At 43.6% G+C, this 16,040-nt stretch carries 23 protein-coding genes and 2 pseudogenes; all 25 read right to left on the reverse strand.

Features of this window, described 5'->3' with window-relative positions; translation table 11 throughout:
• Positions 1–3 precede the first annotated feature (3 nt).
• Complete coding sequence (locus C3Y93_RS02880; protein WP_104852014.1) at positions 4–426, reverse strand: hypothetical protein; 423 nt, start codon at positions 424–426, stop codon at positions 4–6.
• The gene (locus tag C3Y93_RS02885) at positions 401–895 is read right to left on the reverse strand and encodes a phage virion morphogenesis protein (protein WP_104852015.1); all 495 of its coding nucleotides are present in this window, start codon (positions 893–895) and stop codon (positions 401–403) included. Before C3Y93_RS02885 ends, C3Y93_RS02880 begins: the two co-directional genes overlap by 26 nt.
• 7 nt (positions 896–902) lie before the next feature.
• Complete coding sequence (locus C3Y93_RS02890; RefSeq protein ID WP_104852016.1) at positions 903–1,346, reverse strand: gp436 family protein; 444 nt, start codon at positions 1,344–1,346, stop codon at positions 903–905.
• 7 nt (positions 1,347–1,353) lie between these two features.
• Positions 1,354–1,713 (reverse strand): hypothetical protein, encoded by a 360-nt coding sequence (locus tag C3Y93_RS02895; protein ID WP_104852017.1) that lies wholly within the window; start codon positions 1,711–1,713, stop codon positions 1,354–1,356.
• A gap of 10 nt (positions 1,714–1,723) precedes the next feature.
• On the reverse strand, positions 1,724–2,797 hold the full coding sequence (locus C3Y93_RS02900; RefSeq protein WP_104852018.1) for a major capsid protein: 1,074 nt from the start codon (positions 2,795–2,797) through the stop codon (positions 1,724–1,726).
• 3 nt (positions 2,798–2,800) lie between these two features.
• Complete coding sequence (locus tag C3Y93_RS02905) at positions 2,801–3,187, reverse strand: hypothetical protein (protein ID WP_104852019.1); 387 nt, start codon at positions 3,185–3,187, stop codon at positions 2,801–2,803.
• Complete coding sequence (locus tag C3Y93_RS02910; protein WP_104852020.1) at positions 3,184–4,152, reverse strand: hypothetical protein; 969 nt, start codon at positions 4,150–4,152, stop codon at positions 3,184–3,186. The genes C3Y93_RS02905 and C3Y93_RS02910 overlap by 4 nt, the downstream gene beginning before the upstream one ends.
• 55 nt (positions 4,153–4,207) lie before the next feature.
• Positions 4,208–4,957, reverse strand: a pseudogene (locus C3Y93_RS02915) (phage head morphogenesis protein); the annotation flags it as partial.
• A 951-nt stretch (positions 4,958–5,908) separates the two neighbouring features.
• Positions 5,909–6,367 (reverse strand): annotated as a pseudogene (locus C3Y93_RS02920) (phage minor head protein); the annotation flags it as partial.
• A complete protein-coding gene (locus C3Y93_RS02925) occupies positions 6,345–6,626 on the reverse strand; it encodes a hypothetical protein (RefSeq protein ID WP_104852021.1) in 282 nt (93 codons plus the stop codon). The gene C3Y93_RS02925 and the pseudogene C3Y93_RS02920, both read right to left, overlap by 23 nt.
• A complete protein-coding gene (locus C3Y93_RS02930) occupies positions 6,626–8,113 on the reverse strand; it encodes a phage portal protein family protein (protein WP_104852022.1) in 1,488 nt (495 codons plus the stop codon). Before C3Y93_RS02930 ends, C3Y93_RS02925 begins: the two co-directional genes overlap by 1 nt.
• A gap of 10 nt (positions 8,114–8,123) precedes the next feature.
• Complete coding sequence (terL, locus tag C3Y93_RS02935) at positions 8,124–9,686, reverse strand: phage terminase large subunit (RefSeq protein WP_104852023.1); 1,563 nt, start codon at positions 9,684–9,686, stop codon at positions 8,124–8,126.
• The gene (locus C3Y93_RS02940) at positions 9,664–10,140 is read right to left on the reverse strand and encodes a DUF2280 domain-containing protein (protein WP_104852024.1); all 477 of its coding nucleotides are present in this window, start codon (positions 10,138–10,140) and stop codon (positions 9,664–9,666) included. Before C3Y93_RS02940 ends, terL begins: the two co-directional genes overlap by 23 nt.
• Before the next feature lie 46 nt (positions 10,141–10,186).
• Entirely contained in the window at positions 10,187–10,816 is a 630-nt protein-coding gene (locus C3Y93_RS02945) for a putative metallopeptidase (protein ID WP_416224607.1), read from the reverse strand.
• Positions 10,817–11,480: 664 nt separating this feature from the next.
• Complete coding sequence (locus C3Y93_RS02950; protein WP_104852026.1) at positions 11,481–11,996, reverse strand: hypothetical protein; 516 nt, start codon at positions 11,994–11,996, stop codon at positions 11,481–11,483.
• On the reverse strand, positions 11,996–12,397 hold the full coding sequence (locus C3Y93_RS02955; protein ID WP_104853231.1) for a DUF559 domain-containing protein: 402 nt from the start codon (positions 12,395–12,397) through the stop codon (positions 11,996–11,998). Before C3Y93_RS02955 ends, C3Y93_RS02950 begins: the two co-directional genes overlap by 1 nt.
• Before the next feature lie 86 nt (positions 12,398–12,483).
• Positions 12,484–12,750, reverse strand: a complete 267-nt coding sequence (locus C3Y93_RS02960) for a hypothetical protein (RefSeq protein WP_228153779.1) — start codon at positions 12,748–12,750, stop codon at positions 12,484–12,486.
• A 2-nt stretch (positions 12,751–12,752) separates the two neighbouring features.
• Entirely contained in the window at positions 12,753–13,004 is a 252-nt protein-coding gene (locus tag C3Y93_RS02965; RefSeq protein ID WP_104852027.1) for a hypothetical protein, read from the reverse strand.
• The gene (locus C3Y93_RS02970) at positions 13,001–13,237 is read right to left on the reverse strand and encodes a helix-turn-helix domain-containing protein (RefSeq protein ID WP_104852028.1); all 237 of its coding nucleotides are present in this window, start codon (positions 13,235–13,237) and stop codon (positions 13,001–13,003) included. Before C3Y93_RS02970 ends, C3Y93_RS02965 begins: the two co-directional genes overlap by 4 nt.
• Entirely contained in the window at positions 13,234–13,680 is a 447-nt protein-coding gene (locus C3Y93_RS02975) for a hypothetical protein (RefSeq protein ID WP_104852029.1), read from the reverse strand. Before C3Y93_RS02975 ends, C3Y93_RS02970 begins: the two co-directional genes overlap by 4 nt.
• Positions 13,677–13,862: a hypothetical protein gene (locus C3Y93_RS02980; protein ID WP_104852030.1), complete on the reverse strand. Its 186-nt coding sequence runs from the start codon at positions 13,860–13,862 to the stop codon at positions 13,677–13,679. The genes C3Y93_RS02975 and C3Y93_RS02980 overlap by 4 nt, the downstream gene beginning before the upstream one ends.
• Positions 13,859–14,116, reverse strand: coding sequence for a hypothetical protein (locus tag C3Y93_RS02985; RefSeq protein WP_104852031.1), 258 nt, complete (start codon positions 14,114–14,116; stop codon positions 13,859–13,861). The genes C3Y93_RS02980 and C3Y93_RS02985 overlap by 4 nt, the downstream gene beginning before the upstream one ends.
• Positions 14,113–14,337 (reverse strand): hypothetical protein, encoded by a 225-nt coding sequence (locus tag C3Y93_RS02990; protein WP_104852032.1) that lies wholly within the window; start codon positions 14,335–14,337, stop codon positions 14,113–14,115. Before C3Y93_RS02990 ends, C3Y93_RS02985 begins: the two co-directional genes overlap by 4 nt.
• On the reverse strand, positions 14,334–15,176 hold the full coding sequence (locus C3Y93_RS02995; RefSeq protein ID WP_104852033.1) for a hypothetical protein: 843 nt from the start codon (positions 15,174–15,176) through the stop codon (positions 14,334–14,336). The genes C3Y93_RS02990 and C3Y93_RS02995 overlap by 4 nt, the downstream gene beginning before the upstream one ends.
• Positions 15,169–16,038 carry a YdaU family protein gene (locus C3Y93_RS03000; protein WP_104852034.1) on the reverse strand — a complete coding sequence of 290 codons (870 nt, stop codon included), beginning with the start codon at positions 16,036–16,038 and terminating at the stop codon, positions 15,169–15,171. Before C3Y93_RS03000 ends, C3Y93_RS02995 begins: the two co-directional genes overlap by 8 nt.
• Positions 16,039–16,040 lie beyond the last annotated feature (2 nt).

A 16,040-nucleotide genomic window follows, 5' to 3' on the forward strand; every position in this document is an offset into this window, starting at 1 on the left:
CTCCTAAATAAACTTTTCAGATTCAAAGATGATCGTGATATACGCAAAGCTTGAGCTATACCCATCACGTACAGATAAAAACCGCAATGGAATACGTGAAGATGATGGCTTCCATCCCGCCAAAAGCTGAATGACTTTTTCAGCCAATGCGCCAGCTTCATCTGCTACAGCACCACCATCATTTAGTTGTGATTGAGCATTGCGACATGCAATAGATACCGCCCATTGCTGCCCGATCTGATTCAACTTGCTGTTGCCTTTGGAGTCTTTCAGGTCGATACGCACAAAATTGACGTGGGCAGATGGTGTGACCTGTGACATTTCTGTCACGCTGACCGAGTTAAGGGGTGTGTAAATTTTCCGAAAGTCTGAAATTTCTTTTAGCTTTTCGGCAATTTCGTCACGCACCGCGAAGAATGTCATCAATAAAACTCCCAACAATGTCCAAAACCATTTCCTCGTCATCTGCATTTATGCCAAGTTGTGTACGTGGTGGCAGAACAGATTGCTTTACCTTGCGATATTGACCTGCTACTGCAAACGTAATGTACTGCCCATTCTTTGGCAGGATTGTCGCGCCATAGTGAAGATACGGCGCATACTCAACATTGGTGCCAACTTCCAAACCATTAGACAAAACATTGTGTGTGTAGGAGTTCATTAAACGCCCTGTGTCGCGCAGCGTTTGACCGCCTTGCAACCTTGCACGCCATGACATATGCCACGGATTGCCATCCACATCACGCCCTGTAAAGAAACGATCTTGCACACTAGAAACAAGCCCTGCGCCGATTTCATCAAACATCTCTGACTTATCAGCATCGAACTGATTTAAGCGAGTCAAAATCGCTTCAATGGGTGAGCTGTCTGCCTTGATTGTTATTGCAAAAGCCATGCACACCTCACTTGATGGTAGGCATCAGGTCTAAAGTGGAATCACCAAACACGCCACCCGTGTAGCTGGTACCGATTGGCATGGTAGATGGCTTGTTCTTTGGTTGGTCTTCCACGATTTGGTTGCTTACCGCATCCTGAATCTGCAAATGTGCTTTGTTGTTGGCCACCATCTTTAAAAATGAAATAGCGTCTTCATAACGCTGTCGCACTTCCTCAGTCGGCTGCTGAAAATAGAGGCGATAACGTGCAATATCACACGCCATGCGCTCTAAATTACTTGGCACATTTGGCAACGGCAAAGCATAACGGCCACCGATATAGCCGTTAATTTCTTCCGTTGCATCCTGAATGGCATCTTGAACCGCAGTCGATGCACTTGCATGCATCAATTTCAGTTCTTCGATTTCCTGACCAAATCGTGCAACCAAATTTGCTTCAGTTGCATACATAGATCACCTACTTGGCATCGTCAGCTGGTTTTGAGTCTGCTTTAGGTTTTGCAGCAGACTTCACCTTTTCCAGTTCAGCCACCTTGGCTTTGAGCTCAGCAATTTCTTGCTCGGCTTTAGCCTTGTCCGCAACTGCTGTCTGATTGTCTTTAGTTAAGGCTTCATTGGCTGCTGTTAGCTCAACATTGGCTTTTTCAAGTTCAGTTAAACGTGCAGCGGTACCATCTGCCTTAGGTTCTTCCGGCTCTTGATATTCTTCAATAGCCCCAGATGCCAAAAGGGCTTGAAGTTGTTTAGCTTCAAGCCCTTCTATTTCCTGACTTGGACGAAAGTGTCCGATCGATTGTTTTGCAATGTACTTTGGCATTTTGATCTCCTTATACAAATCCACGTCCACCGACTAAACCGTTCTTGTTATTCGGAACAGCAAGTGGAGATGATTCAGCTAGTAGTTGAATGCTTGAAGGATTCTTTTCCTGCCATTGGCTTAAGTAGAACTCTATAGCTTGGCCAAATGCTTCAACGTTTTGTAATGCACAGTGAGCAATCCAACCATTAGCATCAGAAACCAGCCCAAAGAAATCTTCTGGAATGAAACGCTCAACACTACCATTCATGCTGTGTTTAGCATCATAGGTCCAGATTTCTATGTTATCGATGGTACCGCGGAATTGAGGTTTATCAGACTGATCAAAGGTTGGAGTAAGTGGAACACTTACACCTGCATAAGGAGCAATGAACTTTTCCTTAAACTCAGGATCTTTAATCAGCGTGTTATACACTTTTGACGTAGTTAAGGCCATGATTGGTGATGTACCAGCATGCTCAACAGAAAGATCAATCATCGCTTGAATATCTTTGACTGGAGTAGCACCCGCTTGGCCCCATTTGATCAACGGCGTAAAGTTACATGCTGCATTACGTTCATAATCCACTTCATACATCGGGAAATCTGCAGAAGCAAAAGTGGTTTTACCGTAGAGAAGCACATCACGAGCAATTAATAGCTTTCGGTTTTCGATTGACTGTCGCAGATACAATGCTTTTTGAGCCTGATCGATTAACAGCAGATCTGCATCAGACAAGCGATTAGAGCCAGTCGCAATCACACCAAACTGACGTAAGCGTGCGATCAGAGCAGTGTTTTGCACTTCACTTGGCATCACCGTCATCATTGGTTTCAGATAAGCTGGCTTAACGAATTTCACGTTACCAGATTCACCTACTTTAATCTGACGTCCAGCTGCAGTCGGAGTAACAAACGGTGCAAGTGGAGTCGCAGTATTCAGCTCACCTACTGGAACTTCTTTTTTAGTGTAGGAAACACGCTGAGGGAAAAAGCGGTCCATTAACCAAGTATCTACCTTTTGAGTGGTATCAGTCAGTAGTACCAGCTGTGGCACATCCAGTAATTCCACTGGTGCATTTTGAAATGTAAAAGTTTGACTCATGTCTTAGTTCCCCACAACTTTACGAAGTTCGATTTTGTTTTTTAATGCCTGTGCACGTACCGCATCATATTGAGCAGTAGTCAAAGGTGTTCCATTCACCGTAACCACTGCAAGATCAAATGGGCCTTGCACGTAGATTGGCATTTCAAGATTATTAGCCGCATGGTAAGTAGATTGAGCTGTGGTGAAATCCGAAACAGCTATTGCATTCCATTCACCTACTACACCTCCAGTGACAACAGGATGATCAGCAACGTTATCGGCACCCACGTTAAGTAAATCGCCACGCTTATATGCTGTAGCAGTTTTTACTTTGGCATTTTCTGTACGTACACCGTCACCGACCACTAGCTGTTTATTTTCAATAGTGCCTGTTAATACTTGGCTCATGATTTAGCTCCTTGTTGCTGCGCTGCCATAAACTGATTGAATGCCTGATCTAGGGTCGAACCTTGCTGTTGTTGATGACCACCCTGCCCACCGTTTGCTTGATGAGTGAATAAGTGCGCAAATGCTGGATTTGCTAACGGTGCTTGCTGCTGTTGTTGACCAGCTGGTGGTTGTTGCTGAGTCGATGCAGCAAATTGTTTAAGAGTTCCCGCCATCAAATCAAATGCATCATCAGGCATAGCCGCAAACTTGGTTTTTTCTTCAGCCGTAAATTCCTTGCCTAAATCTTTTCCTAAAGATTCAATGGCTGAATTACGCTTATCTGCAGCAAACTTATTAAGTTGATCCTGCAAACCCGAAATGGTTTTTTCCTGCTCTTGGATTTTCGCTTTCGCTTGTTCTAAGTCCACGTCTGTGTCCTCTTTGCTAGATTGTGTTGGGTTATGGCTCGCTGCCACGGCGTTTGTGTTGTCATCTGCACCCAAAGCACAGAAAGACACTTCACGAATACGACCACCACGAAATACCGTGATTGGTCCTTGGTGAACTTTTCCATTGACCGTGACAGATGCATCAGCCTGAATTTCTTCGACTGATGACGGCTCAATACGAACCGACATTTGCCACGGAAAACCATCGTCAGAGTCCTGAGCAACTTCGGTACCGAACTCGTTACTCATTAAGTCGCCAGAAACGACTAAACCTTGTTGATGATTAATGCTGTGTTCATTGATGACACCTGCACGCTGGCGTGGTGAGTGATCGAGTAATGCAGGAATACGCCCTTTAATTTGCATAGAATCCAAATCAAAAATAATGCGGTCCCAATACCAATGGTCTGTAATCACTTCACCGCTATATGCCACGCCTGTGAATGTGCGCTTTTTCTTGCCTTCTTCGGCTTGATTGACGTTCAGATCACCAAGCCGAAAGCAGTATTTATCCTGTGTTTCCTCTACTGGCATTTTCATGCTCCATAAAAAAACCGCCCCAAACGGAGCGGTCATATGCATATTTAATTCAGTTCAGCAAAGGCTTAAGCGTATAAATCAGTTTGCCTTTGATTGTTTCAATCGACACCACTTCAAACGACAAGCCAAACGGAATCAAAACCCCTTGCCCTGCATTCAGTTTTCCCAGATCAATACCCAAACCTTTGGCGTTTTGAATCTGAATTACGATGTCACCTGTAGAATCAACCATGAGCAACGGCGCATTAAATTGAACTGTCTGCCCAACTTGATACGCTGCCACTTGCTGAAGTGTTGCAGTACCCACCACAGTTGAAGCCGTATTGCTTGCCACAGCTTGAATTGCTGCCATGTCAGCACTTAACCACCGTTTCAGCACATCATCAGCCAGTGAAGCAGCAGACGCATTTAGATACGTGGTCAATGCAGTATCATTGCCCTGCACATAATCAAGAAAAGTCCGAATTGCTGTGGGTCTGATCTTTGGGTCAAGCGGGATGACTGTATCTGCAATCGTGTTGAACAAATCCCGACTCTTATCATCCATTGGTGCAAACAGGCTTGTCAGCTTTTTGGATGCAGTCCATTCCGCTTGAATGACTTGCTTTTGCTCAAGCAAAAACTCTTTATCCAGTGATGAATCAGCAATCTTTTTATCGACCAGTGATTCAAGCTCACCAAACTGCAAAGGATGCGAAGACCAGTCCAAAGCCTCAGCAACATCAGGCAACTTGTCATCTGGGGTAATGCCATATTTCAAGGCCTGTTTTTCGGTTAAGGCGATTACGGTGCAGCGGCAGTTATGTGTTATAATTCCATCCGCAGATAATAAACCACTATCACTTTGGAAATCATAAACATGGCCGCTGAAAAAGTCCTCGATAACATTGACCACTGGATCGACTGCTACATGGCTGGCATGAGCATCAGCCAAATATCCAAACAGACCGGAATCGTCAGACACTCCGTGACTAGACAATTCATCAAAAAGGGCGTTGTCTTGAGAACTCGAAGCCAAGCCGAAGCGCTCAAGTGGAAGATTATCAAACAGACTCCAGGCGGAATTGAGCGTCAATGCTCGGCTGCCTGGGATGCCAGCAGAAACTCCAATAGAGAGCTGGAGTTGGCTGCAATTCGCCTCTACAAGACTCAAAATCTTGGAAAAAGATTGATTGCCGAAGAGCTTGGAACATCCCTGAGTAATGTTGATAGGATTTTCAGAAAACACAATATTTTGAATAGTATGCCTGCCGCTAGACGAGCTGTTAGCTTCAGTAAACTCAAAACAGGTTCCATCATTTCTAATCATGAACATTCTTTGTTTGATATTTTGACCGCTTCCGGAGTTAATCTTGATCGACAAACCGTCATCAAGGACGTCAATGTGGATTTCACCATCAAGGGTGAAAAGATCGCCATCGAACTTGAAAGAAGAAGCTTCTCCGACAGCAAGAGCATGACCAACGAACGTCTTGAAAAGATCTTCAGCAGTGGGTACAAACTCATTGTTGTATACCTCCCGCATCAAACCGTTAGCATTAAGACTTTCGACTGGTCTATCGTAAGCAATCAAATTGTCACCTTGCTTAATGAGCTCAGCCACAACCCAACCACGACTCGTAAGTATTGGGTGATTAGCCGTGACCCTCAACTTGCGGCCAGACTTGGTGACAAGCTCTACGATCTTCCCGCTGTAAAATCTCTTAATGGCGCCATGTGAAGCACCATCAATTTTTGTATCTGGCAAGAAGCAGCGGAAACCCAATGGCGGGTAATGTGTCAGCCAAAATGGATGGTCAAACGGTAAAACGATCTTATCTAAAGCCAAATGGCTTGGACGCACCCGACTGTCATTGATAGCCGAGTACATCAAGTAAGGACGTTTAGCCTTATTTCGGTTTTGCTGGATCCATCGCCCATGACCGTAAGCATTTTGGATATTGGTACGAAATACGTTGTCCAGATAATGCTTAGGCAACTCGATACCTTCTTTTTCAACCAACTTTTGAAAGTCCCGAAAGGTTGAACCTTCAGCAATGGCTTTATTGACTGCCTTAATGACCGTTTCAATCTGCTCGAGGCTCGACAAAAAGCTAACCGTAGTTGCCATCTGCCGAGTTTTTAAGTCCAGTGAGTAAAAATCATCAGGCAATACAATCTTGCGCTGCCGTGCATATTGCAAGGCTTCAAGAAAGGTAACTGGCTGCATACAAGCACCCCACAATACCAACCATCAAACCAAGTACGAAATACAAGCAAGCTCGATATTTCCAAGAGTACACAATGAATAGTGAATGATCGGAAATAATTAACGGCGCTGGAGCGGGTACAAATTTAGGTTTTGCAGGTGTCATATCAATGTCTGGCCCGTCAATAATTGTTGGCTGTTTGCATGAACACGGCATATACCCATTACAATTCTGCCCATTAAAGCCTTTACGACATGATTCACATTTATGATTAGTCATCACTTACCCTCACTCGCAGCCATATACCCTAAAATATCCGCAGCATACAAAGCCTGATCTAACTTGGCTGTAAACTCGGTTTTAGTGGCTTTCGGAATAAGCTGTGCAAGATTGAATACCAAAGACTCTGGACTATCCGATTCACTTAACAATTGCTGAATTTCAGACATGCTCAACAGTGTTAAATCATCCTGCCCATCTGTCAGTTCTTCAACTTCCTGCTGAGCATCTGACAACTTGTTCGGCTTAGCTTTAAAGTTGAATACCTGCTTAGGTACGTGTGTGAATTGATTAAAGCCAGTTTGAGATTGCTCAATCACATCACCATCTTCCAGACCATATTCACGCTTAAAGTATTGTGGTGTTAATACTGCACCAGCATTTTTAAGCTTCACATCACGTTCCGCCTTTTCAGGTTCAAGTGACTTTTCCTCGCCAAGAATAATCTGTCTGCGCTTCCAACCGTTCAGATCGCACAATGCATTAATAATCGCCTGCACTGTTGGGGTAATCATCCGAATGTCTGCACGGTATTTCGCATTTTGAACTTCCAAATGCACATCACCCAATGCACGGCTGCCTGCGCCATCTGTACCACTGGTGAGCGTCTGACCTAAAACCACCTTTTGAATACGGCGTTCCAAATTCTTGTCAAATGTTTCATACGCTTGCGAGCCATTACCTACAGCCGATGCACTATGCAGTTCTACAGCGTCCATACTCGAAATCGCTAGAACAGAAGTTGCATGTGCCTTTAACAACGCATCCCGCATATCTTGATTGTGGCCAGTGGATGACTTGCCTACCAATAATGGCATACCGTACTTTTCCACAAATTTTGACCAGAACTTAAAGCCATTCGTTTTAAAGAACCAAACCCAGTACAAACGACTAAGCAATGCCTCTCCATAAGGATTTTCAAATGTAGATTTACAACGTGTTAAGAAATGCTTAAAACGCTGATCTACTTCCTGATCCTGATGTGTGTGGTTGTAGTTCTTTAAAAGAAGCAAACTTCCATTACTCTTTGGCTCATACCATTGCAGAGGCTTTTCACCAATCCATTCAAAGCCTATGAAAGGTGTAACAGTATCACCTTGAATATGAAGCTTTGGGTTTTCAGGTCTGGAGTAAATTCCCTCAAGCACAGAATATCCGTACCATCGCGCGTTTTGTGCACCTAAAATGATTTCACACCACCATTCACGAAGATGTGCGTACAGAATTTCAGTTTCTATACCTTCTGCTGGCTCTAGCCGCCATGGAGCACCTTCCAGTTTATCCTGTCGCTTCTCAATAGCCTGATATACTTCATCGTCATACATCATGACTTTTAAGCGATGTCGGGTAATACCTGCTTTACGCAGTACCTCATCCACATCAGGCATTTTAGTCAAATAATTGAGTAGCGCTTGTTCAGCCTCATGCACACTTAAGTTACCCGACACAGGCTTTTGACTTTCGGGATTGCGTTTTTTCTTAGCCATATTTAAAACCTTATGCCGCTGGTGGGCTGTAATTCAACATCACGACTGAATCTTCAATCGCATCAATTAAGGTATCGACTTGGTCGTCGTGATCATGGGTCATTTGGGCGTTAAATGCCTCACACTCATCTAGGAAGGATTGCTTCCAAGTTGCATTACGTGGAAGCATGACAAACCTATTTTGATTTTCTGGATAGACATCAAAGTTGTTTTCCAAGTGTGGTGCTACATCCATAAAGCGGGTCAATTTGTCCTTTTCACGTTGAACAGGAATAATTGGAATACCGCCATATTTTTGCCATGACTGCACCAGTTGGGTTCCATGCGCCTTATCCTCAACTTTCATGTATCGAACAGGCTTGGTTCTAAGGTCATACACCTTGTGTTTATCGATAAATGCTTTCGCTTTCTTATTCATCTCTGGCGCTTCCCATTTGCCGCGCAAAAGATCAATCAAATAAAGCTTGCCATCTACCCCCATACCAACCAAAAGAAAGACAGTGAAGTCATTTTCTTCTTTGACCTTTTGAGCGGTATCCACATATACAGCACGCCAAACCAGTTCAGGTAATTCGTGATATTCACCAAACCACTCGCCCTTGATTAGATCACCACCTAATTTCTTAGGTCGCTGCATGTATTGGCTGCTGAACGTGTAACGTGAAACTGTTGCGCCATCTTTGTCTTGGCCGCCTTTCTCCAACTGCAGCAAAGACTGCAATGATTCTTTCAATGGCCAATAGCTTTGACGCCCTTTTTCGTCTCGCTCAACGTCACGTGGTACCTTCTTTTGAATATGCTCAGGCAGTGACTGAATGTAATCATCATCAATCAAGGCAGGGATTGAAATTTGATGCCATTCGCCTGGTACGTTGCCAGTCATCACAAAGTTAGTCGGATCCTCAACGTGCAAACGCTGCATGATCAAAATAATCGGTGTAGATGACTTGGCTTTACGTGAGTTCACCGTGTTTAGAATTTTACGGTTTGCTTTGTTACGTGCTGTCTTACTGAATGCATCTTCTGGTTTAAGTGGGTCATCAAGAATGATAGCCCCTGTGAACCCAAGATCAGCTAAGGTACCAGCACGACGCCCCGTAACCTGACCACCCATCGAGGCGCTATACACATGCCCCGCTTCATAGCCATCTACAGTGGTTTTCCATGATGCTTTTGCATCGGTACTGGTTGAAATTTTGACTGGCCATAAGGCTTGAAAGTCTGGTGACTTCACGATATTTCGAGCTGTGGCCGAAACATCCTCAACCAAAGACTGTGAAAATGATAAATACAGAAAGCGTGAACGCTGGTTACGCCCAATCCCCCGTGCAATCAGGTTGGTAAGTAATTCAGTTTTACCACTGCCTGGTGGTACGTTAATCACAAGGTTGGGAATTTCACCACTGATAACTTTATCAATCGCGTCAGCAATATATTCATGGTGCCAATTCACCAAGAATTTAAACCCCATACGTGGCAGGAAAAATGCCCGAGTAAAAAACAAATGCTCATCTTCACATTTGATTCTTTTTGCTTTTAATTTGACTGGGTCAATATTCGCTCTCGAGTTCATTTATCGCCTGCCTTACCTGCTCATCAGTGGCAGTAACAACTACTGTATTTTCGTTCTGAATCGGTCCACCACCTGCGCCTGTGATTTCTTGTTTATTTGTAAACTGCCCACCGCAGTCTTTTGCCGCCTGCTCAAGAATCTTGAGTGACATCACTGTGTTCTTTGCATTGCGTTCTAGCTGCTTCTGATATTGCTTTAAGCGGTAATGTTTGTTGGCAATTGGAATGTCAATTAAGCCAGCATCAAAATCGGCGCGTGTCTTGTGGAATAAATCGACAAATTTCTTACTTAGATTTTTACCAGCCGCTTTGGTTGGATCGTAAAGTTGGCATTGCTTTCTATCAATCTTTACACCAAATTCTTGCAAGACCTGATCTGCCACCTCTTGAGGGGTATCACGGCATGCAAGAGCTTGAACTATAAATATTTTTACAGGCTCTTTTAATGCTGCCATAAACACCCCTTTGTCTAGCTACGTCTAGCAAAACAGGCAAAAAAATTTAAGCCAACTTCAATAAACACGTACCACATGCATGAGCAATTTTTGCCTTGCCGATTGTAGGACCATCATTTACAAGCTCCACCATTTTCTGGACATCTGGTGATGCACCGTAACGCTGAACAACCCCGTGGAATTCTTCAACATCATGTGGTCTTAGGTAATACTTGTACTCACCAGTGGATTGACTCACCAAATAATTGCCATCCTCATCGCGCTTGGCACCAATGTGATAAAGCTCATGTTCGATCAACGCACAAAAATCAGTATCACTGGCATTGTGTGCAAACCATGCATCAATCGTGATGATGAAATTCGGTACACAACCAAACCAGTCAATCATCTGTTTCTCTTGACGCAACTTTCGCCATCCGCCCGCCATCGGTGCAAACTTTTCAGTCTGACCTAAAACAATTTTTTCAGACTTTTTAAATCCACTTGATGCCCATAGCACCATGAATAAATCATCATCCCATGGCGATATGTGCATGTGATCAGAGTTGTGTAGCTCACCATCCTCATCAATGAATGTTTCTAAAATCCATTCCTTTAGCTCATGTGCAGGCTCAAACCCCACAGGTTCTTCAGGGTCAAGATCTAGCAGGCTTTGAGGCGGCATTGGTCGTTTCACAGCAATACATTCCGTAAGTTTCTAATACGATCTTTCAAGCGGCGCATGATGCCGTCTATCGCTAGCATCTCAACACGCGTCAATCCCGATCTACTGAGATTTTGATACTTAGACAGCTCAGCACTGCAAAATTCTAAGTCTTGTTTCGCCTGTACTTTGTCTGTCATGTAACCACCAATAAAAAGAAAACCCCACTCAGCTATTTAATTGAGTAGGGTTATGTGCCGTAATACGTTCGGCAAATGCCACTGGAGTTGTGGCGAGGGTTACTTTGTTTTACCGCACTTTCTACATTCAACTTGAATAAAAATATCCGACTCGTAGTCGTAATCGTGAATGCAGAACAATCGTTTTAAAAATTGGAGCATGTTTTCTCCACGCATAAAAAAACCCACATTTGGGGAAATGCGGGTATAAAACTAAGAACTACAGAGCGCTCTAAATAAAGTGTATGACACTGTTTAACCAAAATATATACCGTTCATCGAAATGACGGCAATTCAATTTAAACCACTACGAATAAAAGAAAGCCGTCACAAAAAAAGCCCACATTTCTATGAGCCTTTACTACCAGTCTTTCCTGATCGTCATTTGCTTTCGTGATTAAGTGCGTATACATGACTTTGACCACTTAACACAAATATAGCATCTGCCTTGCGCAAGGTCAATTTTTTTCATACCTAATAAAACCATAGCGAACATGCAGTGCGGCTAAACCACACTTAACATCCTGCTTGGCGTCATGCTCAGTACGATATGGAGTTCGCATTTCAGACCAGCTATTAAAATAAAAATATCTCTCTATGATTGCATTCAGCCAATCATCCAAAATATCCGATCTGCCTTGCATATCTAAAATTAGGCGCTGCACTGCACGCGCTTCATCATCACTGATCTGGCAAACAATGTCTTTTGGGGTTTGTTTTTTTGTTGGCAGAAAATCAAGGTCGCTACACATTGCATCCGCAATAATTTGACGTTTTTTCTTAACGCCCATTTTTAGCTTTTTCCGTTTGCTTACGGCTTGATCCATTGCAACAGCAATAGGGTTTAATGACTTCCCGCAGGTGCCTTTGACACTGTCTTTCCATGCTCCAAATTGATACAACCACCCCTCTAAATCAAAACGTGACCAATCAACCGCCTGCAAAATATGTTTCTGTTTAACTGCTGCATTCATCACTTCACCAACCCTTCAATCTGTTTAATCGCAAATCCGCTTGTCACTTGCTCTGTACCGAACCGTAAAACCTGATAACCCATCATTGTTGCTGCGTTGTATTTTTCCATGTCCCCTATGTACCCCTTGCCCCGTGTATGCCTGCCACCTGACCAGATACCCCCTTCAACTTCGATCAGCAGCTTCGTATTCTTGATATGAAAATCTGCCCGCCATTTTCTTGTTGTGTGAAATTGAAATTCCTGCACAAATTCAATTTTTAATGCTCTCAGCTGCTGGATTAATGCTGCCTCACCCACACTTTCCACCTTTGCGCCTTTAACCTTTTTCTTACGCTTAGTGGCAGTGTTACGACCACCACCATAAAGTTTTCTGTATTCAGCAAGCGAGATGCTAGTCACTGGCACCTCGCAATGCATACATCACACGACTTGGCACCCAGCCACAGTACCCACAAACCAAACCGCCTTTTAAGCGGCCACAGAATTTACACATGTTCACTTACCCGTTCTATGACTGTTTGAATGGCTTTCAATGTCATATCCTTATCAGTGGAATCACGTAAAAGATCAGCAATCATTAAAACTTTTCGCTTATATTTCTCAGCAACTTTTTCCGCAGCTTTCTGCTTACGATCCTGCACAGTGTTGAATGCGATTAGCTCATTGTGTTCTTGCTTGAGCTGGATATAGCACTGCTCCATGTTGTTAAGCTGGGCTTTTAGGTCGTCAGTGCTAAACTCATTCGCTTTCATACTCAATCCCCCTGCACAATCGTCATCGGCGATATGTGGTTGCGAATATCACTTACATAATCTGTGTTTGCATCAATGCGGTGGCCAGTTGCTATTTCTTCTGGTGTGGCGGGTCTAAACCAATCCATTGGATATGCATAGTGCTCACCATCGAAAATCAAGTGAATTCTCCCACCATTGAGATAGTCTCTAAAATTAAAAATCCTGCTGTCACCATTTTTGGCTACAACCTTGTCACCTACTTTAAAACTCATCCCTGTACTCCAAATAACTGTTTGGTTTTGTCTGTGGCTTTGTAGCCGCGCGGAACACATCCATCGCTTTCCAAATAACCCAATGCCTCAAGATCAACCAAATAACGCTGTGCTGATCTCTTGTGCAACCCTATGATGTCTGCGCAATCCTGTGTAGAAATGCGACCTGTGCGTGTGGCTGCTGCTTTAAGCAGTGTAATGTTGCTCTCAATGACTTGCAGTCTTGTTTTCATGCCACACCCCCAACTTCCCATTCCATTTCCGCATCTTCAATGTCTTTCAAAACTGCTCTAATTTGCGCGTATTCGCGTTTTGTGAGTTGATTGGTAGAGTTAGGCGTCAAACATGCAAAAACCCTGCTCTTGCTCAATCCTGTGCGCTCTGCAATAGCACTGCGTCTTGATCTGCGCGGATTTCCTTTTTTGCACCACTCAAAAAGCGAATTAAACTGGCTTCTAGTGATAAAATGGCTTTCCTCAGCAATTGAACGCGGCGGCAACGGTTTAATCTCAGTGCCTTTGAGCGTAGTAATCTGCCCACCATTTGCTAAAAACTTTTCAAGTTCACTTTCAATCTCATTGCGCAGATTTTCTTTTTCAACTAATACGGCAGTTGATTTACGTGCCGCACTTTCTGCTCTGACTAAGCCTAAAAATTCAGATTTTGAAATTGTCATTGCTTCTGCTCCACGTAATACGCCAAATCCTGCATGTGCTTTAAAAACGCAGGCGGCTTCTCATTCAGCACATCCCAATCCATAAATGCTTTTTTCATTGCAGCCAGTGCTGCCTGTGCAACTTCAATCGGCATGGTTACTTCTAACCAGTCTTGAGTTTTGTTGTCGTTTGGGTCTTTCATGATTCATCCCCTGCGCCCTGACAAGCATCAAGCAATTTGTTGTACTGGGCTTTCTTGATTCGTGAATTTTCAAGCCAAACATCCCATGCAAACTTAACCTTTGAAATGCGCACAAATTCAGGATGGTTTTTGTATTGCTTGGAGCTGGTTATATTGAAATCCTTATCAAAATTGATCTCATAAACCCCGTGATTGGAAAGCATCATTTTTTTAAATTCTGATACCTCATCAAGCATGATTAGATTTTTATTCACACCCCACCCCCTAACACCGCACCAAATTCACCGATCAATTCGATTTGCTCTTCACACCACTTTTTACGAAACGCAATATCGTCCGCCTTTAAGTCGCTGTTGTTGTGGTCAAAGATAGAAGCCCAACTTGAGCCATGTGTTGGTAGTGGAATCTCGCATGTGTTTAATTCAGGACTGAGCACTGCATTGCTGAACTGTGATAAATATTCGAGTCTGGTCATGCTGCACCGCCTTTTTCATTTAAAAAACGCACCGCTTGCGGCAATGGCTTTTGTTCAGCCTGCAAAGCCGCTTTGTATTCTTCAAAGTTGTCAAACGGGTCAATGTGCTGCATTTCCATAGATTCCCACGGCTGCGTTTCTTTCACTTCCTCGGTCATCTTGTTCACATTGCGCTTGATGTGTGGTGCAAGCTTCGCAAGCGCCTGACGTGCAATTTCTTGAAAGTTTTTAGCATCAGCCTCTTGTTGCTGCTCGGTTTGTTTGTGTTCAAGCAAGGCATGGGCTTCTGGTGCTTTTAAAAATCCATCGGCTTCGGCTTGTTTGATTGCAGCAACCGCTTGATCTTTGTTCGTTCCCAGCGAAGTCACATAAATCGGCTTCAAACCCTGATCTTTAGCTTGAGTCACAAGGCGGTCATAAGCATCACAAAATATTTTCTTAGCTTCTGCACGTTGGTATTTATCGCCAGTCTTAATCAGGTCTTCACAACGACTGAATGCTTGAGCCATTTGTTCAGTCCAAATCACTGTTAATTCTTGCCCATCAAAGCCAATCGACTTTTCGGCAATCGCCCATGCTTCGTGTGAGCCTAGCCAGTCGTCAGTCTTTGGTTCACACCATGCGCGAAATTCAGGAATTGTTGGCGGCCATTGTTCTTGCTTCATGCGATTCACACCGCGAGCAAAGTCTTCAACTGTTAAACCTTGGTATGCCTCGACCATGGCTTGCTGTAGTTCTTCAACATCAACGCCCGCCCACTGATCCGCGAACTTCTTGCCGTAGTTGATACGCATTTTTGAGATTAGACGCATAGCATCATCTTTGGTGAACTCACGCATGACCCACCTCTTCAATCAGTACCGACTTTTTTGGTGTGACATCTCGCTCACCAAAGGCCTGTTGCTCAGCCTGTCTCCAGCGATCCATTTCAGATGCAGTACGTTGTTGTGATGTTTGGTATGTTGCGACTGGCTGCTGCTTAGCCATGCGGTTTTGATACCAGTCGGCTCTAAATGACCCCCACTCTTGTTTTGCAGCAAACTCGATTGCTTGCACAAAATTCAGATTTACAGCCTCAGCCTGAAGTTTGATTTCCTCTATCGCTAATTCTGTGAACTCAGACCCTTTGCGTTTTTCAATTACAGCTTCTGCAAATTTTTCACCCACACCCATTTCAACAAGAGCGTTAATAGCTTTCTGTTTTTTAGTGATGCGTTTCGGCTTCGGATTTTTTGCAGATTCATCTGCCGTAATATTTATATTGGTTACTGGTTCTTGGTTATTGGTTAATGGTTTATGGTTAAGGTTTTTTTGGGTTTCTGAAATTAACCCATCGGAAACCGAACTAAAACCATGATGGTTTTTTAAGTCGTTGTTTTTCTTAGGTCTGCCACCTAATTTTCCGTTTTCTCTATTTGCTTCGGCTTTGCTTCGGAATTTTTCAATTTCTAATTCACATCTTGAGTGCACAAAACCCGAGGCTGTTTTTTTGAAGAAATCCGATAGCACAGTGCTGACAGCTTGCTTGTCAGTTTTTGTGTTTGCGCGTAGATATCGGTGCACTTGATTAAGCTCAAGTGGTAGCGGTTTTTCATTCACGTAGTACCAGTCGATTGCGCGACGATAGAAACATTCCTCAACTGGCGACAGGTGCGCAGTATCACGCATGAAATCACCGATGTGATGTTGGTAGTAATTCATGC

The organism is Acinetobacter sp. SWBY1 (genome assembly GCF_002946595.1).
GTDB lineage: Bacteria > Pseudomonadota > Gammaproteobacteria > Pseudomonadales > Moraxellaceae > Acinetobacter > Acinetobacter towneri.